The sequence below is a fragment of the Prochlorococcus sp. MIT 1342 genome, from assembly GCF_047304495.1.
GTDB lineage: Bacteria > Cyanobacteriota > Cyanobacteriia > PCC-6307 > Cyanobiaceae > Prochlorococcus > Prochlorococcus marinus_D.
Genome location: NZ_CP138957.1, coordinates 674,894 through 696,982, shown reverse-complemented (window position 1 = coordinate 696,982; position 22,089 = coordinate 674,894). Strand labels below are relative to the sequence as shown.

Below are 22,089 nucleotides of genomic sequence, written 5' to 3'. Positions count from 1 at the left end.
TCTGCTGCTGTTGCATTGTCACTGTTGAAGGAGTCTTACCAATGACGAAGGCGGGGTTGAAAGTCAAAATCAATGCGTTGCCAGACAACCACATCTCGATAGAGCTAGAGGTTCCAGCGGCTCGCTGCAAATCAAGTTATGACGCAGCCTTATCGCGCCTGGGTAGCGCGATAAGGCTGCCAGGCTTCCGCCCAGGAAAGATTCCTAAGCAAGTGGTCATTCAGCAGATCGGTATCGCACGTATCAAAGCAGCAGCACTAGAGAAGCTGATCGATATGACATGGAAGGAAGCCATCGTTCAAGAATCAATCGAACCAATTTCTGAGGCGCAGCTCAAAGAAGAACTTCAAACTCTTGTGGATCGCTTCAGTCCTGATAAAAGTGTGACATTTACTCTTGAAGCAGAGGTGGCTGCAGCAAGCAAACAGGAAGAAGAGTAAAAAGCCGACCGGTTAGAACTTGAAAAGAGTAAAGAGACAAAGAAGATCAAAGCATGATTAATAACTGTTGGCAGTCTTATGGGGGAACTAAGGTATAGATTCCAATTCAACGCAAGATGTTGGTCAGCTAGCAAAAAATTAAGGGTGCTTGACTCATGAATCCAATTCAACTGGTTGAGATCACAATCATCAGATTCATTTGCCAGATTAGCTCCGCCGTGAAGTTGTTCTGACTAATCTCTTCTGCAGTTGGCTTGATACCGGTGAAACGATCTGAACTCTTGAGAGTCATAACAGGGGCGGCAGTGTTGAGTATCAGCCAATGTCTTGGGCGCCCAAGCCAAGCCTTGGCAATGGAGGGAAAGCTTCCTGCTCTAGACGCTCAAGCCCCAGACTTTGAGCTAGAGGCCGCTGCTCAAGAAGGTGCACTGGCTGAGAAATTACAACGTGATGCCTTTCTAGGCAGTTGGCTGGTTCTTTACTTCTACCCTCGCGACTTCACCAGTGGCTGCACTCTGGAGGCGCGTGGATTCCAGCGAGATCTCTCAGACTTTAAAGCTGTAGGTGCAGCTGTGGTGGGAGTCAGCGCTGATGGCACCGAAGAGCACGTCAGCTTCTGTAGCAGCGAAGGCCTTGGATACACACTGTTGTCTGACCCAGGTGGAGTCGTAAGCGAGAGGTATGGATCATGGAGTTCACCATTCAGCCAACGTCACACATTTCTGATTGATCCCGATGGCATCCTTCGCGCTCGCTGGGAAGACGTAAGTCCATCTCGCCATAGTCAAGATGTGCTGCGAACGTTGAAGGAACTTCAGCAGTCATAAATGAATCGCGAGAGAAAGAGACCATCTACCTTCTGCCCAAACGGCGAAAAACTTATCGCAAACAGGCAAAGTAATAACGCAAATATCTTGAAATTACCTGCAATATTGTGCACACCGGAAAGCGTTGATACTGTAAGCAATCATTGCTTCTGTCAAGCAAGTCTGAAACTAGATAGCATGGTGCACTGCTCAGCATAGGTGAGTCAATGTTCTTTAATCCTGCTCAAAAATACAAGAAAGCTAAACATTTCATCTGGATAACATCTCCTAGAATAAGCTTATTGAGTTTTGCTCTGATAGTAGGCCCTTGGTCTAATCCTGCCTTAGCGGAAAAACTAATTCCAATAACGACCTCAGAAGGAATGGTCTTGTTGCAAAGAAGCAAGTCTGTATCAGATTACGGCTCGTTAATGGAAGCTTTTCTGACCCAATCAAACCTTGCCTATTGCGGGGTTGCCAGTGCCGTAATGGTTTTAAACAGCCTAGCAATTCCGGCACCTCCAGTAGATGGTTTCAGAAACTACCACTTCTGGACCCAAGACAATATCTTCGACTCGGATTCATCTCAAACAGTAATTAGCCCAGCCAAAGTCAGGCGTCAAGGCATGACACTTCAAGAAGTTCAAAACCTACTCAGTCATCATGGTGTTTCTTCTAAGCGTTTACACGGAGACATCCTTAGTCTGTCAGCATTTAGATCGCTTGTGAAAGCTAATCTTGACGATTCAAGTGATCGCTTGATTGTCAATTATGACAGGAAGGTTATTGGTCAAAAAGGGGGTGGACACTTCTCTCCACTAGCAGCTTATGACGCTGTTACTGATAAAGTTCTAATCCTAGATGTTGCCAGATATCGCTATCCTTCTGTATGGGTAAGAACACATGATCTATGGAAAGCAATGCGAACATTAGACGGCATATCAGGATTGCAGAGAGGAATACTCGTTATTGAATAGTGTGCAAGATTAGGGAGAATCATTTATAAAATCAATGCTCATGACACTTATCCCTTTTCGCAAAGAAATACTAATACAATAGATCAATCATTGTCCCTATAAATTCTAACTTGACAAGATTATCCCTAGCCAAGAGCCAGCAGAACGATGAGATGAAACCAATCCGGGAGAATGTTGATCAAGTGATAACCCAGTAGCCACTCCAGTCGGGATTCATGCCATCATGTCGCCCCTGAGGATCGATCTCAAGGACGACTGAATATCCCTGTAGACGGATGATCGCGGCATGATCATCCTTGTGGATCTGATCCATCGGCTCGAACCAGCGGCGACGTGCCTTGCCCTTGGCAATTTGAGCTGAAGGTGCGACCACAAGTTCCAAATGATGCTGTTCAAGCATTTCGCCAGCCTTATAACCTCCCAGGTTGATGAACCAGAGCTTGTTGGCTTCGTTTGCATTGACTTCACCGGCGCTAGCCATTGTGATCCGGTAACCATCCACGAAGCGGATGCGCATGTAGCTGTCCACATGCAGCCCTCGAGGATTACCAATCCATTGTGATTTCAGCTGGGGCACTGTTGCTTCAATCGTTTCACCCACCACCCAGCGCACATCGTGCATCTCCACGTGTGCTCCGCGCATCCTCCCACCCAACACGACAAGGTAGAGATTCATCTCTATAAAAGATTAATCCAGGAAAAGATCATTTTTGACGCTTAAAAAGAAATACTGCACAAAAGCTTCACTTAAGCCAGCTTGCCAAAAGAAAAGACCAAAAAATAGTGTGAGATTAGACTATCAGCTATTCCTTTTGGGGCTTCCAAAGCAACAATACAACCCAAAGAGTAGATGAGACAACGATCAATGCCTCAACAAGATATGTGTGCATACTAAACCCTCTCATTCTTCCCAAGCTTAGCAAGCATTTTCAAGAAAAGAAAGCAAAAATGCTTAAACCGGATTAACGGGTAAAAATTTGAATTAATCCCCATATTCAATCATGAATCTATCCTTATTCCATTCATCCTTGCTCTACGAGCAAAGCCTGCTGGAGTGAAGAGCCGGGGCCTATAGGCATACGAATAAAAACAAAAATCGACATTAATTGCCAACAGACTAGAGGGGGAGAACTCGCTCTAGATGTTTTGTTAATCCTATCGATCAAGTCGATTCATTATTTCGCGCACGTTTTACCGCTAGACCAGCTTCTACAGCAGTTGTTGCAGCGACAAGCAAGAGACCTATAAGACCCACCAATTGATTTCTTTGATCATTAACAGGATCAATGTCTTGACCCAAGACGGCACCAATCACAATCCAAATACTAACGATCGCGGAAGTAATCCAATAAGCCTTCCACCTACGTTGGTAGAGGTACCCGGCCCCAATACCAGGTAAAATATTTAATGCAACAGCAACCCAACCAGCAGAAGATGCAACAATTTGATCTTTGGTCGACTTATCCATGTGAAAGTGACAAACAGCTAATATCATAGCAAATCAAAATGATGCAATAGGCGAAATGCAATTAAGCATAAAGAGCCATGCCAGTACAAGACAAAAGCAATCTATATAAATTTAAAACAGATGTATGTTAAACGACTAATCTACTTGGCCCTCCTCCTCCATCAGCAAATACAATACTTCTAAATCCAGAATGGATTCAGCAACTTTACCCCTTAAAGAAACGAGTGATTTAGGGTCCATAGCAGACTCTGTAATCATCAGCTTTGCCTGTTGAACAGCATGCTCTAGGTTTCTGGCTTTAAGCTTGCAAATATGCTTATTGGCTTTGCAATGCTGCAGCGTATAAGAGTCAATCATAAAATCAATATATCAATCAAGGCATCCATCAAACAAAGGAAACCTGAATTTTACTCTCTTTCGATTTTAGCTCTCTCAAAAGAGCCACTGTTTAATTTTCTACTCCTCCTAGCAGTCCTAAGGTCATCGATAACAATAGAGTGCCTTAGCCTTCGTCTTTTGTATGAATCATGGCCCATTAGAAAAAAACAATACTATCAGGAAGCAAGCAAACAATAGTGCAAACTGATGTAGAGGTCATGGATTAGCAATGTGCACATAGAGCCTAGAATGTGTGCATAGAACCTAGATTAATTGTAGCCTTCATGCAAAGAGTTTCGTCTTATTTGCCAACTCAGATTGCTTCCTTTGTTGGCTTTACTGCAGTCAAGGCTTTGTCGCGATCACTGCAAAAAATGGATCTCCTTTGCCGCCTAGCAACCCCAAGACACCTGTTGAGCGAGTCTCCTCTGCGATGATCTCAGGCTTTGGCCAACCCTGAGCCATCAGCACCCTAGAAACGTAGGTGAAATGATCACGGTCATCACCATCCCTCCAGATCTGCGGAGCTTTTGTGAAAAACATACGATTCGAGAAGGCAACGATGACTTGGCCCTTCGAGCGCGTCACACGCAATAACTCCGCAGCGATATCCTCAGGCTGCTGAAGGTATTGCCAACCCGCAACGATGAGAGTCGCATCAATGCTCTCATCCTTAAGCGGAATGGACTGGTTGAGATTGAAATTCTGAACCCAATGGCTATCAAGCCGGTTGTTGGCCACGAGTTCCTTTTCATTGAGGCCATGGCCGATCACACGGTCATAGATGACGCCATCAGGCAGGTGAGACACCCAGCTCGACATCAAGTCGAGCACTGTGGAGCAAGGCGGAATCTTCTCGCGATAAAGCTGCGTCAAACGTCCCCGAAAGGCCTCGTCCAGATGATGAACGAAACGAGGCTCAGCATAAAAAAGCACGTCATCATTCTGATCGAGCTTGGAACGCTGATCGTTTCGAAGAACTTGAACCGCCAAGGGGATTGCGAAGCGATGCTCAGTCTCGCCTGCTGCAAACCATTCCGCGAGTCAATAACCTCAAGGCCTCACAGGATTCAACTAAGCTGATATTCGCAAAACATGCTCACTATCGTCGACTTTTGCGAGTTTCTCTATATAGATCATGTCAGTGCTAATCCACTCGAGCAGATGAATTTGAAGCTGCCAAAGGGGACTTTTAGGAGCATTATCAGTTAATTTTCTTACCAACCATTGCAGCTATTTACAGGGAATAGAAAGCCCCCGCACTAGCAGGGGCTTCATGAATCGCCACTGAGCTTGTAGTGGTTCCTCCTAATTCTTGTCATGCCGAGCGCGAGCAGGTCTCCTTTGCTGCGGCAGGCTCAGCGATAGGTGCCTTGATCACTTGCTTGGCTTGCGGCAGTGCTGTTTGAAGCGCCTCAATCTGTGCTTCAACTTTGTTGACTGAATCGAGCAAATCGGCCCTTACATTCTCGAGATGAGAAACACGTTCTGCGTTCTGGCGATCCTGATCAGCCTTGAACTCAGAATCACTGATCACAGAAACGCGAGGACGTGTTTTATAGAAGCTTGCACTAGAAAAAAACTCGTCAAAGAGGGAGTACATGGTGTTCTATGAGAGATTTTTACAGCTTGGTCGGCGTAGATGCCTAGACCGAACAAAAACAGTACGGAGAACCAGGCCCGGTTGGGATTAAAAAGCCACTCCAAAGTGATAGTTGTACGGTTTTCGCTAATCAACTTGCATCGGGGAATCGATGGCTTGATCAAAAGCACTCCACAACAGCTGGACCTCGTCGTTAGAGGCACTCCCTTGACGGTGATGCTCATCAGCGACGCAGCAAAAACGACTGAGATCTCTTTTTTTCACTCCTGGGCGTGAAAAACCTCATCCCTATGGGGCAGAAATGCCCCTCCCCAAGGCATTTTCTAGTTGCACATCTGTGGATCCCACCGCTCCATATCAATGTCAGGGCCTTGATCTAGAGGTCTGCTACTACCTTCTGACCGCCGTCCCAGAAAGGCATTTTTGTGACTGCATCAGTTCGTTCATGCCGATCACCACATTGCCCATTGGGTCATCAGTGATGCCTTCCACCCCAATTTCACCATTTGACGATTGGCCATCCGCTCGCCAAATCTCAAAGCAATAGACGGGCCTTTGAGGATCAGCCAAGCGGATGGCCCTTGTTTTGCAAGGGTTGATCAAAGCTCACTTGATCGCGTAAATGTTCGATCACTCCAACATCATCAACCAAGTGGTAATCACGAATACATGTCTTTGGATCATTGCCTACATCGGTTTTTTCTGGATCATTCATGATCTCTATGCGTGGAGATACAGCGACTCACTCCCTTGGGTACCCGGATCATCCAAGGGTCTTTTCTTGCTCCCGCACGAATCCATAAGTTGATCTGGAAGGAACGGCAGAAGCTTTTTTCGATCAACGTCAGTCGATCGTGTTTAAAAACCAAGTTTTGCAGCTCTGGCGACTTACACTCTCCAGTCAGGTTTTTCCAGATTTCTATGGAAGGCCATAGTTTACATTAAGCGCTTCTAAGCAATAGCTTCTCTTTATGTTAGCCAGACAAAAGAAGTCTAGATGAGCATCAAGGTTTTAAATTCCCCTTTTGAAATTATCCTTACAGAACTCTAAGCTTAATCTTTAAGGATGCCTTGATGGAAGCTCAACAACATCGCAAACACTACGATACTTTGCCCCAAAGTACAATCATCAACAAGCTTGATATATGCGATCGAACTCAAGCAGCTGTCTTTGCAATCAGGCATGGCTGCGTGGAGTAAAAAAGGCTCAAAGAGGAATGAACTGGATAACAAATACTGCCGATCAGGCCATAAAGATAGCAGACAGTATTGAGAATCAAAATTGTTGATCATGGTGATGGATATTGATTGTTTTATCTATCAAAAGAAAGAAGTTAGTTCTTCGAAATCATTATATATTTAACGGGATCACCAGAGTCTTTCCATACCTAGGGTCACAAAGATTTCAGCCACTAAAGCCTTACTTTGGTGACCTCGGCCTGAATCGCTGATGGTCCAGTGGAAACCTTGATAGGACGTCTGGTGAAAATCTCAACACGAATGCCCGCGCGAGTAATCGCGATTAAAGCCTTGCTTAAAAAGGCTGTGCTCAAGATAACGGCCAGCGGCCAACGCCAGGCCAGCAACAGCTCAAAAATGCCCCTCATCTATCGCCTCAGTTAGGAGCTAGTCGTAGCTCACCTCACCTATAACCAGCAAGCCCTGAATCATTAGTAGCAACAGTTCCGCCTTCGCCTTATTTTCTATGCAAGGGGCCCCATCTGATGCGCATGACTGCATTACCTTCGCCTTAGCTGTTCCTTTGAACATCTGCCAAAAAGTAGCTCTTAGCCTGTAGGCAAGCCAAAACCAAGGCTAGGCAAGAGAAATTTGATTCAAACGATCAGCATTGCCGAGCTAATCAAAGAACGTATCTCGTTCATTCGCCACTCGACTCCAAACCTCCCCCAAGCCCCTTATTCATGTATTGGTTTTGATGCGGACTAATAACAGCAGCAAAGTATCGCCACAAGCACAGGCTCAGTTCTTCACTCGAACCCCATTGACAATTGCTGACAATCTCATAATCGCTCCTGCTTATATCAGCAAAGACATGGCACCTCAGAAACATTCCTGATGGATTGACCTACATCCTCTTAGATCCCAATCAAGTTCTATTCATCACTGTTGCAACGGCAAAGGGGTTTGAGCTAATTCAAAATGCTTACTCAGCTAGCCAAGCAGCGAAAATAATCATTCACTCTCAAGAATTAGGCAGGTTTGTAGAATCACTGAGTAACATCAACCACCTGAATTCCCATAAGCTCCTTCGATAGGCAGAGAATCAGGGACCCAGAAACGGAGAGATTCTCTTTCCAGTTCAACTCAATAAGCTCTAAGCGATGGCGTGCAGGCTTTTAGCACCATTGCTAAATCCAATTGTGTCTACCTTTTGATTCCCCGGCCAGACCCTCACCATGCAGACCCTTGACTGGATCTGGTTGCTACACCCGATTTTTGCCGTAGCCTTGATCTACCCCCTACTGGGGGTAGTCCTAAACCTGTCACTTCAAACCCGCAGTCGTCGGCTCAAACGTCAGAACGAAAGTCCAGCCAATGTCGGGAGTGTGCACAGCAATCTCGGACGATGGCTCTCAGCCGGAGTGATCGCAATCGTGCTGCTTGCTCTGGTGGTGATGATCAGCACTGAACATCCGCTAACGGAGTTTGAGGGAGGTCTGATCCGTGCTGGATTGCTTCTACTGGTACTCATTGGATGTTGCATCGCCTTGCTGACAACCTGGCGAGACAAAAGACCCGCCTATCGAGCAGGCTTCTCCTTACTCTGCTGGGCAGGTGTCATCGTCCTTGGCATGCAGCCGGAAGTATTCCGCCTCGGTGACAACCCCCTCAAAGCAGAATTCTGGCAATCGCATTTCTGGGGTGGCATTGGTCTCGTTGGGCTGATGCTGTTCTCGCTGGCATCCCGACAAGAAATCCTGCGTGATCTGCGCTGGCGATGGCTGCACATCACAGCCAATAGTCTTGCGGCGGTGATCTTCCTGGCAGAAGCAATCACCGGCCCCAAAGCCCTACTAGAGATCCCCCTGAACTGGCAAAAGCCTTACATCCAACAGGCAAAAGCCGAGCGGGTAGCTAATTACACCGCGAATGCTCCTCAACCGTAGGAGTAGTTGTGCGCGCCCGCTCGCCAATGCTGGAACAAACCTCACGCCGCCAAACAGACCAACGATGTGCTCTAAGCCCTCCTGGTCTTTCATTTGATCCCTATCGAGCGCTTGCCATGGTTGCCATTGGAGAAGAAGGCGTCCATGCCATCAGCGTTCTTCAACCTGCTTAAACCCAGCAAACAAATGCAGGAGTTCTGCAAACAAAAGATTCTCAAAAGGGATACAAATATCACTCTTACCAGCTCAATTAAGCACTCAATCAGCTCTCAGCTCTAAGCCGATAATCAACGAGAAAAGCGAATCCATAGAGAACTGCATCGTGTGATGAGTGAAGGCAGCAAGACAAATCAAATGGCTGCTGAAACGGCTGCTTTGATGGAAGCAATCAAATTGGCAACGCTTGGTTGAACGTTTCTCATCAACGAAAGTTGACCATGAACAAAGCCTGCAGTGCAACGCCTTTTAGGCATGAGACTTCAATGCCACAAACCGGTTCAGTCTGCAGTGCCAGAGCGCTGGGATCAGGCTCATTGCTGAACTTGATCCAAGCCACTGCATTTCTATAGAAGCGGCAAGAACCTATGGTCACAGGTCAAGGACGACAAGAAAAAGGGTTCACTGCCCTAAGGGTGGAACGAATAAGCAAACCCCCGTCTTAATAGCAGGGCTTTTGCCTGCGCTTCAACAAAAACCCGCACTTCCATTGATGTTTGAGGTGATTGATGCTGCTAGGCAGAGCGATTTATATCTTTAACCAACGGGGCTATTTATGGCAGCCCAAACGAATAGAAAGACATTTGCGGCAATTGCCAAGCCGACGGAGGAGACCTTCTTCATGGATCATCCAGGTAACCCTTCCACTGCAGCAAATCACGATGTGCCTTTGCCAGAGTCTGTCAGTGAGCCCTCACAAGGATATCGAAAGAGGCCCACGCTCAATAGACCAATGGTCACTGATCCGGAAGTTGATGTGGTGAAGAAGAGCATTGAAAAAGTTTGGTTCTTGTGCATTTGCTCACTTCTTTGAACAATTAGTGGCAACTCCATACTCTGCTGAGCAAGGATGTAAATGATCAATTGAATGGCTGGACTAATGAGCCGCCACGGTTACACCATCAGCTATCGCGATGCTCAGAGTCATCGGTGCGAATTCTGTGCCTATGCGAATGACTCTTTTGAGGCCAGACAGGTTGCCATGGAAACGATCAAATTCGTCCATGAGCATCCAAATGCGATTGATCACATTCTTCGCTCAAGCTAGGACAACAATTTGAGCCTTAGGGCTCAGCCTTCGTCAACCATCCAACTGGTGGCTAGAGGTAAGGGATATCCTTGAAACTCTTGCCCCTTGTTTAGGGCTGTTTTGCCACACGAATACCATATTTGGCGTGCTAACTAAGGAATAAGAGCTTTTCGCCCTGCTGATGGTGCAATGGCAGCCATGGTTGATTGCCTAAGTGACCACTTGCCGCGCAAAGATTCGTTCGCTTCCCCTCGGCCGAAACGCATCCAGAGACAGCACAGCTCATAGGAACTTGATCTCAACTTGACCAGCTGGGATTGAGCGTTCCACAGCCAGTGAAAACCATTCACACAAGTCGTGCAGAAACGACGTTCCCCTTTGTCTCGGCGCACCGCTACACCACTAACAAGGAACTGGCGCTAGGAGGCATGGCTTCAGTTGAACCATCAAACCGAGCAGATTCACCTCCAGCTCTATGTGCGCCAATAAGCAATGGATGCGTCAATGCTGTCGCATCACTAATGGCAAATCAGAAAAAAAATCATTCCCAGGAGAATCTTCTTGGACCCAACCAGCAGACATTAGCCATCAAGACAAGAGCTACCAGGAGGGATCAACTGCTCGATTGGAGTGGACTCAACGTCTGCGACTACGACGACGTTGCTGAGCCTTGCGTTTGTACTTCTCGACTGGGGTCTCGTGGTGACGAATGCGCTTGAGATCAGAAAAAATCCCAGCCTTAGAGACTGCTCGCTTAAAGCGACGCAGGGCCGATTCAACGCCCTCATTCTCCCCTACCGTGACCTGAGCCATAAGCAAATTCAACCAATCAACGAATTTACCAGGCCACCTCTCGTGAGAAATTCACCAACACAACAAAAAGGTGTGTGGCATCACCTTGAGAATTGGAGATCTGATCAATAAAGCAAGCCTATGCAATGCATCAGGATTTGGAATTTCCATTGATCCAAGGCCACTCCTGTCGGTATTTTTACCTACATGAAGAAAAGCCAATTCAAAGCCAGGAACAGCGATCTCTACGAGGCCATCCTGATTGCCTCAGAGAGGGGCCATCTTTGGGGTCTCGATCGCTCCAGAACAGCAAACCAGACACGCCTGGTTCCTGATTTTCACCAACACCGCTAGGCAGTGAACCGCTGATTGCTCAGTTCAATCTGGCTCAACAGGATCATTTCGCTCAGACATTCCTTTGCTGATTCCGCTAAGACCTTAGTTCGCTACAAATCGGTCGCTTCGATCCCAAGAGGGGCCAATTTGACAAGCAAATACCAAAGGCAAGTGTTGTTTACGAGACAAACAACCTTTTATGCAAAATGTCTTCTCAGGCAAGCCATAGTCCACTCAAGATCCACTATCAACTGCTGCATCCTGCCAAGGTCTAACCAGGCAAAATCTGCCAAAAGCCACTGACGGTTCTACTGAACTCACCACTTGCTCAGAACGACCTACACCCTGAGCTGTTGTGATGGGCTCACACATCTTGAGAAGTTCTATCAGAACAAGGAGATATCAAGGCAGCAATGACCCCCATCTAATTTGCCAAACCTCGTCCCAATTGCTTCGGGCAAAAATCATGGCGAACGGGTTTCCAAACCAATAAAGTACACCCCCCGGCGACAGGTTCAGGGGGACTGTTCTCACTCATTCAAATTGAGAACGCACAATTGATGTGAATAGGTTGAGGCACAAGTCTTGCCGGCTACTTGCTCAGCTCATGCTTGGCGGAGTGCGTTCATCAGATCTCCTGAAGTCAATCCGGGCATAGAGTCGATACTAGCCCGTATGTATCGCACGACTGCACATCTAAACAAGAAAAGATTACCAGTTATACGCTTAAGTAATACTTAAATGCATAAGCCTTGTTTGATCTATCAGTTCTCTATCAATATCTGAAATCCTTTAAATCGCTATTGAAGCCTTTGCTTCACTTAGCCCAAATGCTGATCAGGCTATTTCGCAGAGAGGTGTCTCAGCAATAGCTTTTTGGTGGGCAATCAAATCCAATCTCCACTCAGAGAATGCTGCCATTGCAGAAGACATAAAAAAACAAATCAAGTCAAAGCGATTGATGGCTCAATTCAAACTTTAAGACGAACCCAATAACTGCTGAGCGATTGAGGCGCACTAATTAGCAATGGTCACTTTGTTTAGACCTCCGAGCAATATGGTGCTGGCTGAATGCGAAAGAACTACAATAATGGGCATAACATTTTCAGTGAAACGTGGTTTCTTGAGTATTAAAAACAACAACTTTATAAACAACCACGATTGCAAATACAGCACAAGAATCCATTCTCAGACCAGTCAACGTAATAACCATAACCACTATGGACTAGGCATGAGATATTGCCTAATCTATTAATTAAAGAAAGAAAAGTATCGTTTAGAATTGCTTTATTTCTCACCTTTTCTTTTGATCACCTGGCTTCTCCTGCGTCCAATCGAAGATTCCCTGATAGCCACCAAATGCCGAGCTAATCCCGAACATCGCAATGAATAATACTCCGACAACCATAATCACTCCAATCGTCAGTGGACTCAAGTCAAGAGCCATCGCGAAAACAAGAGCACGCATGACGATCCGCAAGACATCTTCATCATCCTCTCAGATCGAGGTCAAAGCCGAAGAATTAAGCAAACTAGATCCTTGCTCACGCCTACCAGGAAAGCTCCGGACAATTGGCACGCCAAGGCTCGCTGGAGCGACCCATGCCTAGGATGGATTGAAATCAAAAGGGAGAGGGAACCTTGGGGACCATCATGGGATTCCGCCTCAAACTGCATGAACAGGTAATCAATCAATCCACAGGAGGCAATACATCGATATTCAATAAGTTAAGTGGCGCAACAATTGCTGTTTCAATCTTTTTCGCAGTTCTGAGCACTGAAAATCAAATTGATTTTCAGTTTGGCGGACAAATAGATGCCATCGATTGGATCATTGGCTGTCTGTTTTGCATTGAATATTTTTGTCGAGTGTGGACTGCCCCACTTGAGGGCAAATATGGAGAGGGTGTAGAAGGCGCGATTCGCTACATGTTCTCACCAATGGCCATTGTTGATCTGATTGCAATTATCCCCTCCTTCATAGGCGTAAGAACAGAACTAAAGATCCTGAGAATTATTCGTCTTCTTACCATTCTAAAGGTTGGCCGCAGCGAAAGATTCAAGCAAAGCATGCTTCATTTCAACTATGCACTCAGATCCAAAAGCCAAGAGCTGCAGATATCTACTGTTTATACATTATTGCTTTTACTCATTAGCAGCACATTGATGTATCTTGCAGAGTCATCTATTCAGCCTGATCTATTAGGTTCAATACCAAGATGCCTCTGGTGGTCAATTAATGCAGTCAGCTCAGTGGGGCATGGAGATTCAGTGCCAATTAGTGCGGTAGGCAAGATTATCGCTTCAGTAACTTCTCTTATGGGAATTGGCGCCATCGCCATACCTACCGGAATTCTTGCCGCAGGTTTTAGCGAATCAATTGCTGTGCAAAAGAATAATCTTGAGGAATCTGCTTAGGAAAGCATTACTTAGGAATAGACACACGGCAATTGGTTCATAATATCAAACAATCAAATCCTTGTTTTCAGGCAAAAGTTGAAAGATGAGAGTTTAAGCTTTAGTTGGCTAGATAAAGTAAGGCATCTCTATCTTTCAGCCTATTCTCTTCTAACCAATCAATTAGCCAAAGGTGAGCAGCCTCTGCATACGAAGCTCACAATGTTGACTTCTGGCAGAAGAGGCCACTATTGCCGAGGGAAGCTTCCCATAAGATCGCCAACTATGAGTTAAATAGACCAACAATTGCCATCACAAGAAGAACTGCGCTGGCAAGGAGGCTAATGGCAAAGCCTGGCCCTCTCAGCTTGGCCGCTTTCCAATAGCCAATGCCATAAGCAATACGTGCGCCCACCCAGATGAAGCCAATCAAGCAGGCAACAGACGTGTTGCTAGAAAGAGCTGCTAGCCAGAACACCGGCAGGAAGAACATCATCTGTTCAAGGGTGTTCTGCTGAACACGTAGCACTCGCTCAAATTCTTCTGGCCCACTCGTTGCTGGAGCTTTTACTTTGTGCTGGCTTCGTGCAAATGCCACTGCAAACATGGTTCCTTGGTAGACGATCGCGGCAGCCAAGGTGACAACGGCTGGAAGCACAAGAATGGTCATGAAATTGGTATCAGCACAATGACTTTAAGGATGCCATCTGAATTCCAACCTTGATGGCCAGCGAGTGGGGCTGTGCCTCTCTGATGAAGAGCAGTGTTTGTCTCTGCATCGCCGGTTGGTTCAAGCAACTAGCTGACCAGAGCCACGACATTCATAGTTGCCCAACTGAGGGGAAAGCTCCTCCATGAAGTCGCCCACTTGACTGAGGTGATCATCATCATTGAACTAGCGGCTGCCATCCCCCCTCAATTTCCCTAAAGCCCAACAAAGAGAGAGTCCTGTCATGCTGTCTTGGCAAGGGATCGGCCTACAAGATCTTCTGCATCGAAATTGCGCAAAACCTCAAAATATTGCTCCACACAACCTGGCTTCAGTCTTTATCTGAGAGCTGACGCTGCAGCACGATATCCAGGCCTGGCGCAATCGGTCTGAACTCCCCAAGTCTGGGGCTCCAGATAGCACCACTCGCCAGCTCCTCCATAGTCGCCAGGGTCATATCCTGACCCTCCAGCAACTGCAATTGGCCAAGGGAAACACACAGTGGCCCTCGAAATACATGTACCACAAGTGTGCTGCTGTGGTTGCTGAACCAAGGAACGAGGAGATTTTCAGGTGCCCAGTTGATTTCCTCGACAAGTTCACGGTTCACGGCATGAAAAGGCGTTTCCCCTGCATTCAAGTGACCTCCAAATAATCCCCAATGACCTGGAAACAAGATTCCTTCGATGTCATCACGAAGCTGAAGGAGCCAGCGACCATCCCTTTCCAGCACAGCAAGAGAGACCTCGTGCGTCATCTCTTCATTTCGAGGAGTCGTTACCCATAACGCCAGCCTGCCGCACCCTTGTACTTAACGTCTTATAGACCCTCCCAAAGGTTCAAAAATTCGGCTCATCAGGTTTTGTTCTGTAAACAGATGAGTTGTCCAATGCTATTGACCTTGGAGAGGGCATGACCACCTGTTCAATCATGGGCACCACAGCAATCGGAAACAAAAAGCAGCTAGCCAATTCCTGGAATGTGAAAAGGAAGCTTGTTGTCAAATGCCACGAGCCAGCGCTGCACCGCAGGCACACGCAACAAAGCCAAAGGCACAACAATATTCAGAGCAATCCAGGCAAAACCAAGGATTGCGCCAATTCGTCCACTCTTCTTGAGCAAACTCTCTTTCGGCTGCGGTTCGTTCATCGAATCACCGCTCATCAAGCTTTCTGCATTATGCCCTCCACCAAAAAGGAAGCTCATTGCAGCCCCATGGGGGGGGGCTGATCAACAAAAAAAAGACCCTCGCGTGACGCGACGGGCCTGGGTGATGGGGAGCTTTATTTCTAAGGGAAAGAGCTTATTGACGCAAGCCCCTACAAATAGCGCTTCGGCTTAAAGAAAGTACAAGTGGCACCAGTAGTAGTGTTTCTACGCATGGCAGGTTCCAAGCCTGTTCCTAGTGTCAGCGTGGCTGGGTGATGGTGAGCAGTCGGCTTTTTACTTCAGTGCGCCTCCATCAAGCAAAGGGGCTCCTTTGCTCAATGCGCAAGGTTCAACGACCAACCACCGAGCCGTGCTGAACTGATAACCAGAACAAACTGATCCCATTGACTTTCCCCACTCTTCTGGCCTACGCCACAATCGGCGACGCACGCAATGCAGGCGTACTTGGCCTAAGCATGGGGACATGGATGATCTTGACGTTGATCTTCCTAGGCATCTCGTCGGTTTACTTCATTGTGCTGTGGTTCAAGATTGCCCAGCAGGAATCAAGCAAGAAGGGGAGCAGTTAAGCCTTCCTGCTTTAATTTAGGCATTTCAACAACTGAACAGTATTACATTAACGACAACAGATTGATCCTGGTTAAGCCTTTAGATCCTTTTCAAGCCATGTTCGCCTGAGCGATCTAGCATGGATCAGATCAGTCATTACGTCCATACCAATGCCGATCACACCTCCAAGACCGAGATCGATTGCAACAGAATGGTTCTGAGGGGCTATCAAATAGGCGCTTACGCAATACTTACGCTGAATATGGTCATAGTCTGACAGGTATTTGTTGCCTAATAGTCATGACACAACGCACCTTGGTCGCCCTAACAGATCACGTCTCCAAGAAATAGCCGTGCGTTACAGAGGTGCTATGGGGAGATATTAGGTCATCTATCTACGTTATATGGCCTCTTATATGGGTTATTTCTTCTCAGTAGATAGGTAGACTCTGAAGATATTCCAACATCTCTTTTGCTTTCACATGCTGGTCTTGTGGATTGATTTTGTTCTTAGTTAGAGCGTTGGATTGAGGCTGAGACTGCTCCTGTTGTTTGCGGGTAATTTACAGTAGCTTTACCTTTAACCCTTGCTTACTCGTTTGTATTGCCTCTGCTATTCGTAGAGTTGTACGTTTGTTCATGTTGATCGTATATTATATTTTAGGCTGCCCCAACGTATTGATCAGATGAGTGTGATCAAAGCAGGGCCGTTTGGAGACTCAAGAAAACTTGACTCTCTTGTGATTCTAATAAGTCCTAGCAATATCCTTTAGCATTTCAATGGCAATTTCTAAACACTCATAAACAAATTAGAGATAGAATGAATTCCTTGAGATTGGCAATCCGATTGCATTGATGGAACTCAATGATTTCTTGATCACTAAGCACGCCACACCATGACTGATACTGCCCCATTACACCTAGGTCGATGGTGGTCGCAAGATGGTGAAAAAATCCGATGCGATCTCTGCCCACGTCATTGTCGAATGAAACCAGGCCAGCGAGGGTTTTGTTTTGTGCGACAAGCCACTGCTGAAGGCATGGCCCTAACCACTTACGGCCGTTCAAGTGGTTTTTGCATCGACCCGATCGAAAAGAAACCGCTGAATCATTTTTTTCCAGGTTCTTCGGTGCTTTCGTTCGGAACAGCAGGCTGCAATCTTGGCTGCAAGTTCTGTCAGAACTGGGACATCTCGAAATCTCGAGAGATGGATCGTTTGATGGATGCTGCCTCACCCGAGGGGCTAGCTGCGACTGCTCAACAACACGGCTGCCGCTCAGTAGCTTTTACCTACAACGACCCTGTGATCTTTGCGGAATATGCCATCGACGTGGCACAAGCAAATCGAGCGCGCGGGATCAAAAATGTGGCCGTCACTGCCGGCTACATCACCGCAAATGCTCGAGCAGAGTTCTTCGAAGTGATGGATGCAGTCAACATAGATCTCAAAGCCTTCACTCAACGCTTTTACCGAGACTTATGTGCAAGCGAGATTGAACCAGTCAAAGACACCCTTCGCTATCTGGTGCATGAAACCAATACTTGGGTTGAGATCACAACCCTATTGATCCCGGAAGAAAACGATGGCGATGACGAAATCCGTAAACTCGCTGAGTGGGTCCGCGAAGAGCTACGCCAAAATATTCCGATTCATTTTTCTGCTTATCACCCAGACTACAAGCTCAATCGGCCCAAAACTCCTCCATCAACATTGACCAAGGCAAGGTTGATCGCTATTGAGGAAGGCCTGCAATTTGTCTACACAGGTAACGTGCACGACCCAGCCGGAGACAACACACGTTGCCCTAATTGCAACCATTTGCTCATCGAGCGCGACTGGTATGCATTGGGTCAGTGGGGCCTCTCCACAACAGTGAAAGGAACATGTGCACAATGCGGCACCAGGATCCCTGGTCACTTTGATGCCACTCCTGGTCAATGGGGCCGGAAACGACAACCGGTACGTATTGGCCAATAACTCAGCGATGGAAGGTTGCCAACACCTATCTCAGACAATGCCGCCGAAATGAACGTATTTGAGCTAATATTAAAGCTGCATTAATCATGAAAATATCCAAGTTAGACTCAAATCAAACATCCTCTAAGCAGATCGAATCGATATGGACTATTGCCGACGGAACTCATAGATGGGGGAATGCCACGAATCAACGCCTTCCAGTACAAGCCTTTGGCCAGCTAAGGAAAGAGTCATAAAGCAATGGGTAAGGTGAGAGCCCCTGCAATAGCTGGAGTTTTTTACTCAGCTGATAGAGAAACGCTCGCAAGCGACGTCGCCAGATTGATCGCGAATGCCGACACAACAAATCCCTTGCAGCCTAAGGCGCTAATCGCTCCACATGCAGGTTACGTTTACTCAGGCCAGGTCGCGGCCAATGCCTATATCACCTGGCAAAGTCAAAAAGACAAAATTGAACGTGTTGTTTTGATCGGCCCTGCTCATCGCATCGCCCTACAGGGCATTGCTGTGCCATCAGTGGATGCCTTTCAAACACCGTTGGGAGAAGTTGAGATTGACCGTGAAGCCATCACCGCAATTCTTGACTTACCTCAGATCAGCTTCAATGACGAAGCACACCGCCCGGAACATTCACTTGAGGTCCATCTTCCATTTCTCCAGAAAGTTCTTGGCGACTTCAAATTGCTACCACTTGTTGTTGGTGCCGTTTCCGGAAAACAGGTTGCCGAAGTCATTGAACGGCTCTGGGGCAGTGATTCAACACGGTTTCTTATCAGCACAGATCTCAGCCATTTCAAGGACTACAAAAATGCCCAGAAGATTGATAGAGAAACGGCTCAATCTATCGAAAGTTTGAATCCAGACATGCTTAGCCCAGAAAAAGCATGTGGTTGTATTCCAGTTGCCGGAATGCTGATTGCAGCACGCAAATATGGCCTCTCTGTTAAGCGACTTGCTTTGCAAAACTCTGGTGACACAGCAGGCAACAAAGAACGAGTCGTTGGTTATGGTTCCTGGGCCGCATTCAAGAAAATCGATCAAAGCAATTCTCTACGAGTGGAAGATGATTGGGGTCTACTGAATCGTGAAGCAGGGCGTCTTATCAGAATTGCAGCACAGACCGTGGCCTATTCGATTAAAAATGGTCATCCTCCTGCAATAGACATCGCTTCTTTCCCGCCAGAACTTCAACAAAAGCGCGCCACTTTTGTCACATTAAATAAAAACGGGAATTTACGAGGCTGTATCGGTACAGTCCAGGCCTATCGACCACTCATCGCGGATGTCGTCGATAATGCCTATAAAGCTGCAATGAAAGATCCGCGGTTTTCTCCTATAGAGTTAGAAGAGGCCTCAGAACTTGAGATCTCAATCTCGCTTCTCAGCCCTTTTGAAAGAATGACATTCTCAGATGAAGCAGATTTCATGCAACAGCTGCGTCAAAATGTCGACGGGCTGATCATCGCTGACCAAGGAAAACATAGTGTTTTTCTACCGCAGGTCTGGGAAAGTCTTCCGGAGAAGACTGAATTCGTAGGGCAGCTCAAAAAGAAAGCTGGTCTGCCTAGCAATTACTGGGGGGATACATTACAAGCCTGGCGTTTTACGGCTATTTCAGTAAAATCATCAACGGAAACTCAAATCAACAACAAAGATTGAGCAATAAAAAAACAAATCAACAAAGCAGCACAATCACAATTGCTTCATTAAAAAGATACAAAAAGGTCAATAAATTTGGAAAATAAAAACGACTAGCACAAATAGATCCACATATGTACGCAGGCAAATAAAAAACCAAAAGCAGATACTTTTCAAAAAAAAACTTACAAATTACTTTTCACCACTTGATACTTGTTAAATAGTAATCAAGCAGAGACATTCGAATGTCTCGAATCAATGCAACTCAGGCCCTTATAGCAATTACCGCTTAAGTGTAAATATTCAAACTAATATCGAAAAGAGTGGAGTTCTAAAGTTTAAGCAGCGTGGATTATGCTGATTTAATCTATCAAGCTAGTGTTTCAGTCGCCCAAAAGAAATGTTCTTGTTAGCCAGCCATGAAAGCTGAGATAATGATGAAAATGTTACACATTGGCGAGGGAGCCATAAGGCAGATATCAAGATTTTCCACTTGGCTCTCACGCTATTGGCTGTTCTAAACTTCCAGAATAAATGAAGTGATAGAGAAATTGCCCCGGCAATGACTCCAGCCATAGTTTGTTTTTCATTCACTCCATTATCTAGCTTTGTCAAGTTCAAGGGCCTTCTCCTATGGAGCCCCTCAAAGAACGAGGCCTGAGTAGACCTGTCTAAGGGAGGGATCGCTCGTATTGAGTATTCCCTCCGATCGCGCATTGCAGGTTGATGCGCTTTCGTTTAAGCAAAGAAAATACATGAGTACATGGCACATCAAGCAAGACAAAGAGAAGACCACTACGAATCCATCATTGAGGCCTACAACAGAGGAGAGCTTTGGCCGACAGGCTCATGTCGCAGCACAGGCTGCTCAGCAGAAAACCCAGTCAACATCGAGTCGTTCAGAGAAAGAATGAGCAATGCTTCAGATCAAGCAACGGCAAGATGATCTCGATTGGCTTAGCCATTGGCATGTGTGATTACGCTCCTTCTTCACCCGTGGCCTTGATGTGAATACAGCATTGATTCTTAGCAACTCGAGGAACGTCAGATGAATCTTGAGTAGGCCAAGCAAAAAGCACAAAACCTATGTAGCAAAACTGAACGACGAAAATGCCCTCCTTCACCAGCTCGCACCCTGGACAGTAATAATACTGCATTATAAGGCTACTGTCATCCGTCTAGCTGGTCTGCTTGATGCTTCCCGAGAGCAATCAACGAATCATTTGCATTTCTTAGACCATGCATTGATCCAGTTGTTCAGCGAGGTCACTTCACAGCTAGCCGTCATGGCTCATTCATCAACCAAAGCGATAGTGCTTACGAACTGCCTGATGAACCTCCCAAATGCATGACATTCCAGCAGGGAACACCACCAGATCACCTGCACCAAAGCGCACGGGCATTCCGCCTTCAGGCTTAACGGTCACCTCGCCTTCCAACAACAGGCAGGTTTCCTGTTCATCATAGGTCCAAGGAAAGGTGCTGGCCTCACATGTCCAAATGGGCCATTGCCGGATGCCCAGTTCATTAATTGTGCTCTCTGGACATGCAGAGGTAACGCTAATCGCCATGGGCGGGTCGAAGGGAAGCTCTCTTGAACCTAGTAGCAGACCTGATGAATTGTTTAACAAGAAAACGGAGCGGAAGCTTCAGGTTTCTTTAAAGATGACGAATAGAAGCAAAGAGGCTAACGAGAACAAACTCTTATATGGAGCTAAGTTTGTCTGTTGAATGAGACAAACCAATCATTTGCTCAGTTATGCCAAGACCTCATTCAACAGAATCAAACCACTTTGCGGTAGCAGCTAACTTGGATCAATCTGCGCTCCAACGCCAAGAGTAAGAAGATGAAGAGACGCTGCAGCAAGCAAAAACAGCCACTGCAAGACTTGGGCAAGTCATTGGCAGCAGGGCCTAGGTGTTGTCACTGGTCAGACAAGCTGCACATCAGAGATGCCACTTTATTAAGCCTATGCGTGTCTATCAGCTAGTATTCAAAAATTGTTTCGTGTTTTCAGAGGTCACATGTCAAAGAAAGACTGGTTCGGCATTGGATATGTGTCTGCATGGGTATTGATTTGGGGAACTATAGGTTCTCTGATTGATTTGCCATTTCTGAACTCTGAAATCTACTTACCAGGGTCAATAGGCCAAGTCACTACATTCATTGTCACAGCGATCATATCGGTGATCGTTGGCGTATTGCTATATCCAAAGGTATTAGAAAATACCCTTATTGTCTCAGCATTAGGCTTGGATACTGACGAGAAAAAATAATTTCAATCCTCAAAGTTAGCTTGCCATAATAGAGACAGTCAGGATTGCCAAAAGGTCTGCATTCATTTTCATATGAGAAGAGAATGGGTGAAATTAGACACTTAAGAATCACAACAAAAGCCTCTGAGATTAGATCCATGAATCCTCACAGCATGATTGGCATCCTGACCAACAGACGAAGGCTTTATCACTTCAT

At 46.3% G+C, this 22,089-nt stretch carries 31 protein-coding genes; 14 read left to right on the top strand and 17 right to left on the bottom strand.

Annotated elements, in window-relative coordinates; all coding sequences use genetic code 11:
* Positions 1-41: 41 nt before the first annotated feature.
* From SIB79_RS03610 to SIB79_RS03600, 3 genes are all read left to right on the top strand, one after another.
* Positions 42-440: a trigger factor family protein gene (locus SIB79_RS03610; protein WP_063403208.1), complete on the top strand. Its 399-nt coding sequence runs from the start codon at positions 42-44 to the stop codon at positions 438-440.
* Positions 441-703: 263 nt separating this feature from the next.
* Positions 704-1,267, top strand: coding sequence for a peroxiredoxin (locus SIB79_RS03605; protein ID WP_063403207.1), 564 nt, complete (start codon positions 704-706; stop codon positions 1,265-1,267).
* Positions 1,268-1,473: 206 nt separating this feature from the next.
* A complete protein-coding gene (locus tag SIB79_RS03600) occupies positions 1,474-2,223 on the top strand; it encodes a phytochelatin synthase family protein (RefSeq protein ID WP_063403206.1) in 750 nt (249 codons plus the stop codon).
* 178 nt (positions 2,224-2,401) lie between these two features.
* Here SIB79_RS03600 and SIB79_RS03595 read toward each other — a convergent pair whose 3' ends face one another.
* From SIB79_RS03595 to SIB79_RS03575, 5 genes are all read right to left on the bottom strand, one after another.
* Entirely contained in the window at positions 2,402-2,899 is a 498-nt protein-coding gene (locus SIB79_RS03595) for a DUF1543 domain-containing protein (protein WP_063403205.1), read from the bottom strand.
* A gap of 486 nt (positions 2,900-3,385) precedes the next feature.
* Positions 3,386-3,718, bottom strand: a complete 333-nt coding sequence (locus SIB79_RS03590) for a hypothetical protein (protein WP_063403204.1) — start codon at positions 3,716-3,718, stop codon at positions 3,386-3,388.
* Positions 3,719-3,826: 108 nt separating this feature from the next.
* Positions 3,827-4,048 carry a hypothetical protein gene (locus SIB79_RS03585; protein ID WP_063403203.1) on the bottom strand — a complete coding sequence of 74 codons (222 nt, stop codon included), beginning with the start codon at positions 4,046-4,048 and terminating at the stop codon, positions 3,827-3,829.
* Positions 4,049-4,414: 366 nt separating this feature from the next.
* Positions 4,415-5,062: a methyltransferase domain-containing protein gene (locus tag SIB79_RS03580; protein ID WP_063403202.1), complete on the bottom strand. Its 648-nt coding sequence runs from the start codon at positions 5,060-5,062 to the stop codon at positions 4,415-4,417.
* A 325-nt stretch (positions 5,063-5,387) separates the two neighbouring features.
* Entirely contained in the window at positions 5,388-5,672 is a 285-nt protein-coding gene (locus SIB79_RS03575) for a hypothetical protein (RefSeq protein WP_063403201.1), read from the bottom strand.
* A 39-nt stretch (positions 5,673-5,711) separates the two neighbouring features.
* On the opposite strand from SIB79_RS03575, the gene SIB79_RS03570 reads away from it, so the two are divergent.
* Complete coding sequence (locus SIB79_RS03570) at positions 5,712-5,948, top strand: hypothetical protein (protein WP_063403200.1); 237 nt, start codon at positions 5,712-5,714, stop codon at positions 5,946-5,948.
* Between the two features lie 114 nt (positions 5,949-6,062).
* Here SIB79_RS03570 and SIB79_RS03565 read toward each other — a convergent pair whose 3' ends face one another.
* The 3 genes from SIB79_RS03565 to SIB79_RS03555 form a co-directional block, all read right to left on the bottom strand.
* A complete protein-coding gene (locus tag SIB79_RS03565) occupies positions 6,063-6,242 on the bottom strand; it encodes a hypothetical protein (RefSeq protein WP_063403199.1) in 180 nt (59 codons plus the stop codon).
* Positions 6,235-6,387 (bottom strand): hypothetical protein, encoded by a 153-nt coding sequence (locus tag SIB79_RS03560; protein ID WP_155724598.1) that lies wholly within the window; start codon positions 6,385-6,387, stop codon positions 6,235-6,237. The genes SIB79_RS03565 and SIB79_RS03560 overlap by 8 nt, the downstream gene beginning before the upstream one ends.
* Before the next feature lie 697 nt (positions 6,388-7,084).
* Positions 7,085-7,279, bottom strand: a complete 195-nt coding sequence (locus SIB79_RS03555) for a hypothetical protein (protein ID WP_063395392.1) — start codon at positions 7,277-7,279, stop codon at positions 7,085-7,087.
* A gap of 810 nt (positions 7,280-8,089) precedes the next feature.
* On the opposite strand from SIB79_RS03555, the gene SIB79_RS03550 reads away from it, so the two are divergent.
* Positions 8,090-8,800, top strand: a complete 711-nt coding sequence (locus SIB79_RS03550; RefSeq protein ID WP_063403197.1) for a DUF4079 domain-containing protein — start codon at positions 8,090-8,092, stop codon at positions 8,798-8,800.
* An 8-nt stretch (positions 8,801-8,808) separates the two neighbouring features.
* Positions 8,809-8,973, top strand: coding sequence for a hypothetical protein (locus tag SIB79_RS03545; RefSeq protein WP_155724597.1), 165 nt, complete (start codon positions 8,809-8,811; stop codon positions 8,971-8,973).
* 248 nt (positions 8,974-9,221) lie between these two features.
* On the opposite strand, the gene SIB79_RS03540 is transcribed toward SIB79_RS03545, so the two are convergent.
* The 3 genes from SIB79_RS03540 to SIB79_RS03530 all read right to left on the bottom strand — a co-directional run bounded on the left by SIB79_RS03540 (position 9,222) and on the right by SIB79_RS03530 (position 10,438).
* Positions 9,222-9,392, bottom strand: a complete 171-nt coding sequence (locus SIB79_RS03540) for a hypothetical protein (protein ID WP_196757585.1) — start codon at positions 9,390-9,392, stop codon at positions 9,222-9,224.
* A 501-nt stretch (positions 9,393-9,893) separates the two neighbouring features.
* Positions 9,894-10,022 (bottom strand): hypothetical protein, encoded by a 129-nt coding sequence (locus SIB79_RS03535; RefSeq protein ID WP_255454309.1) that lies wholly within the window; start codon positions 10,020-10,022, stop codon positions 9,894-9,896.
* A 176-nt stretch (positions 10,023-10,198) separates the two neighbouring features.
* Entirely contained in the window at positions 10,199-10,438 is a 240-nt protein-coding gene (locus tag SIB79_RS03530; protein WP_063403195.1) for a hypothetical protein, read from the bottom strand.
* On the opposite strand from SIB79_RS03530, the gene SIB79_RS03525 reads away from it, so the two are divergent.
* Entirely contained in the window at positions 10,364-10,765 is a 402-nt protein-coding gene (locus SIB79_RS03525) for a hypothetical protein (protein ID WP_236072552.1), read from the top strand. The genes SIB79_RS03530 and SIB79_RS03525 overlap by 75 nt on opposite strands.
* On the opposite strand, the gene rpsU is transcribed toward SIB79_RS03525, so the two are convergent.
* On the bottom strand, positions 10,683-10,859 hold the full coding sequence (rpsU, locus tag SIB79_RS03520) for a 30S ribosomal protein S21 (RefSeq protein ID WP_011130394.1): 177 nt from the start codon (positions 10,857-10,859) through the stop codon (positions 10,683-10,685). The two genes, SIB79_RS03525 and rpsU, sit on opposite strands and share 83 nt — an antisense overlap.
* A 1,609-nt stretch (positions 10,860-12,468) precedes the next feature.
* Positions 12,469-12,642, bottom strand: a complete 174-nt coding sequence (locus tag SIB79_RS03515) for a hypothetical protein (RefSeq protein WP_155724596.1) — start codon at positions 12,640-12,642, stop codon at positions 12,469-12,471.
* Between the two features lie 185 nt (positions 12,643-12,827).
* Between SIB79_RS03515 and SIB79_RS03510 the strand changes: the two genes are divergently transcribed.
* The gene (locus SIB79_RS03510; RefSeq protein WP_063403194.1) at positions 12,828-13,592 is read left to right on the top strand and encodes an ion transporter; all 765 of its coding nucleotides are present in this window, start codon (positions 12,828-12,830) and stop codon (positions 13,590-13,592) included.
* A 262-nt stretch (positions 13,593-13,854) separates the two neighbouring features.
* Here the strand turns inward: SIB79_RS03510 and SIB79_RS03505 are convergent, their stop codons facing one another.
* The 3 genes from SIB79_RS03505 to SIB79_RS03495 all read right to left on the bottom strand — a co-directional run bounded on the left by SIB79_RS03505 (position 13,855) and on the right by SIB79_RS03495 (position 15,486).
* Complete coding sequence (locus SIB79_RS03505) at positions 13,855-14,241, bottom strand: MAPEG family protein (protein WP_063403193.1); 387 nt, start codon at positions 14,239-14,241, stop codon at positions 13,855-13,857.
* Positions 14,242-14,611: 370 nt separating this feature from the next.
* Positions 14,612-15,037, bottom strand: a complete 426-nt coding sequence (locus tag SIB79_RS03500) for an NUDIX hydrolase (protein WP_063403192.1) — start codon at positions 15,035-15,037, stop codon at positions 14,612-14,614.
* A gap of 206 nt (positions 15,038-15,243) precedes the next feature.
* Entirely contained in the window at positions 15,244-15,486 is a 243-nt protein-coding gene (locus SIB79_RS03495; RefSeq protein ID WP_236065961.1) for a Signal peptidase I, read from the bottom strand.
* A gap of 199 nt (positions 15,487-15,685) precedes the next feature.
* Between SIB79_RS03495 and SIB79_RS03490 the strand changes: the two genes are divergently transcribed.
* The 5 genes from SIB79_RS03490 to SIB79_RS03470 all read left to right on the top strand — a co-directional run bounded on the left by SIB79_RS03490 (position 15,686) and on the right by SIB79_RS03470 (position 20,530).
* The gene (locus SIB79_RS03490) at positions 15,686-15,811 is read left to right on the top strand and encodes a hypothetical protein (RefSeq protein WP_268873540.1); all 126 of its coding nucleotides are present in this window, start codon (positions 15,686-15,688) and stop codon (positions 15,809-15,811) included.
* A gap of 22 nt (positions 15,812-15,833) precedes the next feature.
* The gene (locus SIB79_RS03485) at positions 15,834-16,019 is read left to right on the top strand and encodes a hypothetical protein (RefSeq protein WP_063403191.1); all 186 of its coding nucleotides are present in this window, start codon (positions 15,834-15,836) and stop codon (positions 16,017-16,019) included.
* Between the two features lie 876 nt (positions 16,020-16,895).
* Positions 16,896-17,978 carry an AmmeMemoRadiSam system radical SAM enzyme gene (gene amrS / locus SIB79_RS03480; protein ID WP_063403190.1) on the top strand — a complete coding sequence of 361 codons (1,083 nt, stop codon included), beginning with the start codon at positions 16,896-16,898 and terminating at the stop codon, positions 17,976-17,978.
* A 240-nt stretch (positions 17,979-18,218) separates the two neighbouring features.
* Entirely contained in the window at positions 18,219-19,637 is a 1,419-nt protein-coding gene (amrB, locus tag SIB79_RS03475; protein WP_063403189.1) for an AmmeMemoRadiSam system protein B, read from the top strand.
* Between the two features lie 671 nt (positions 19,638-20,308).
* The gene (locus SIB79_RS03470; RefSeq protein ID WP_196757443.1) at positions 20,309-20,530 is read left to right on the top strand and encodes a hypothetical protein; all 222 of its coding nucleotides are present in this window, start codon (positions 20,309-20,311) and stop codon (positions 20,528-20,530) included.
* 384 nt (positions 20,531-20,914) lie between these two features.
* On the opposite strand, the gene SIB79_RS03465 is transcribed toward SIB79_RS03470, so the two are convergent.
* Positions 20,915-21,187 (bottom strand): cupin domain-containing protein, encoded by a 273-nt coding sequence (locus tag SIB79_RS03465; RefSeq protein WP_063403187.1) that lies wholly within the window; start codon positions 21,185-21,187, stop codon positions 20,915-20,917.
* 454 nt (positions 21,188-21,641) lie between these two features.
* On the opposite strand from SIB79_RS03465, the gene SIB79_RS03460 reads away from it, so the two are divergent.
* Positions 21,642-21,893 carry a hypothetical protein gene (locus SIB79_RS03460; RefSeq protein ID WP_063399293.1) on the top strand — a complete coding sequence of 84 codons (252 nt, stop codon included), beginning with the start codon at positions 21,642-21,644 and terminating at the stop codon, positions 21,891-21,893.
* The last annotated feature ends 196 nt before the right edge of the window (positions 21,894-22,089 follow it).

Coding starts and splice junctions, on each gene's coding strand:
- SIB79_RS03500 (WP_063403192.1), bottom strand. CDS start 15,037: ATGACGCACGAGGTCTCTCTTGCTGTGCTGGAAAGGGATGGTCGCTGG.
- SIB79_RS03585 (WP_063403203.1), bottom strand. CDS start 4,048: ATGATTGACTCTTATACGCTGCAGCATTGCAAAGCCAATAAGCATATT.
- SIB79_RS03600 (WP_063403206.1), top strand. CDS start 1,474: ATGTTCTTTAATCCTGCTCAAAAATACAAGAAAGCTAAACATTTCATC.
- SIB79_RS03535 (WP_255454309.1), bottom strand. CDS start 10,022: ATGGACGAATTTGATCGTTTCCATGGCAACCTGTCTGGCCTCAAAAGA.
- SIB79_RS03465 (WP_063403187.1), bottom strand. CDS start 21,187: ATGGCGATTAGCGTTACCTCTGCATGTCCAGAGAGCACAATTAATGAA.
- amrB (WP_063403189.1), top strand. CDS start 18,219: ATGGGTAAGGTGAGAGCCCCTGCAATAGCTGGAGTTTTTTACTCAGCT.
- SIB79_RS03550 (WP_063403197.1), top strand. CDS start 8,090: ATGCAGACCCTTGACTGGATCTGGTTGCTACACCCGATTTTTGCCGTA.
- SIB79_RS03595 (WP_063403205.1), bottom strand. CDS start 2,899: ATGAATCTCTACCTTGTCGTGTTGGGTGGGAGGATGCGCGGAGCACAC.
- SIB79_RS03560 (WP_155724598.1), bottom strand. CDS start 6,387: ATGAATGATCCAGAAAAAACCGATGTAGGCAATGATCCAAAGACATGT.
- SIB79_RS03555 (WP_063395392.1), bottom strand. CDS start 7,279: ATGAGGGGCATTTTTGAGCTGTTGCTGGCCTGGCGTTGGCCGCTGGCC.
- SIB79_RS03460 (WP_063399293.1), top strand. CDS start 21,642: ATGTCAAAGAAAGACTGGTTCGGCATTGGATATGTGTCTGCATGGGTA.
- SIB79_RS03495 (WP_236065961.1), bottom strand. CDS start 15,486: ATGAGCTTCCTTTTTGGTGGAGGGCATAATGCAGAAAGCTTGATGAGC.
- SIB79_RS03510 (WP_063403194.1), top strand. CDS start 12,828: ATGGGATTCCGCCTCAAACTGCATGAACAGGTAATCAATCAATCCACA.
- SIB79_RS03505 (WP_063403193.1), bottom strand. CDS start 14,241: ATGACCATTCTTGTGCTTCCAGCCGTTGTCACCTTGGCTGCCGCGATC.
- amrS (WP_063403190.1), top strand. CDS start 16,896: ATGACTGATACTGCCCCATTACACCTAGGTCGATGGTGGTCGCAAGAT.
- SIB79_RS03570 (WP_063403200.1), top strand. CDS start 5,712: ATGCCTAGACCGAACAAAAACAGTACGGAGAACCAGGCCCGGTTGGGA.
- SIB79_RS03575 (WP_063403201.1), bottom strand. CDS start 5,672: ATGTACTCCCTCTTTGACGAGTTTTTTTCTAGTGCAAGCTTCTATAAA.
- SIB79_RS03610 (WP_063403208.1), top strand. CDS start 42: ATGACGAAGGCGGGGTTGAAAGTCAAAATCAATGCGTTGCCAGACAAC.
- rpsU (WP_011130394.1), bottom strand. CDS start 10,859: ATGGCTCAGGTCACGGTAGGGGAGAATGAGGGCGTTGAATCGGCCCTG.
- SIB79_RS03515 (WP_155724596.1), bottom strand. CDS start 12,642: ATGCGTGCTCTTGTTTTCGCGATGGCTCTTGACTTGAGTCCACTGACG.
- SIB79_RS03590 (WP_063403204.1), bottom strand. CDS start 3,718: ATGATATTAGCTGTTTGTCACTTTCACATGGATAAGTCGACCAAAGAT.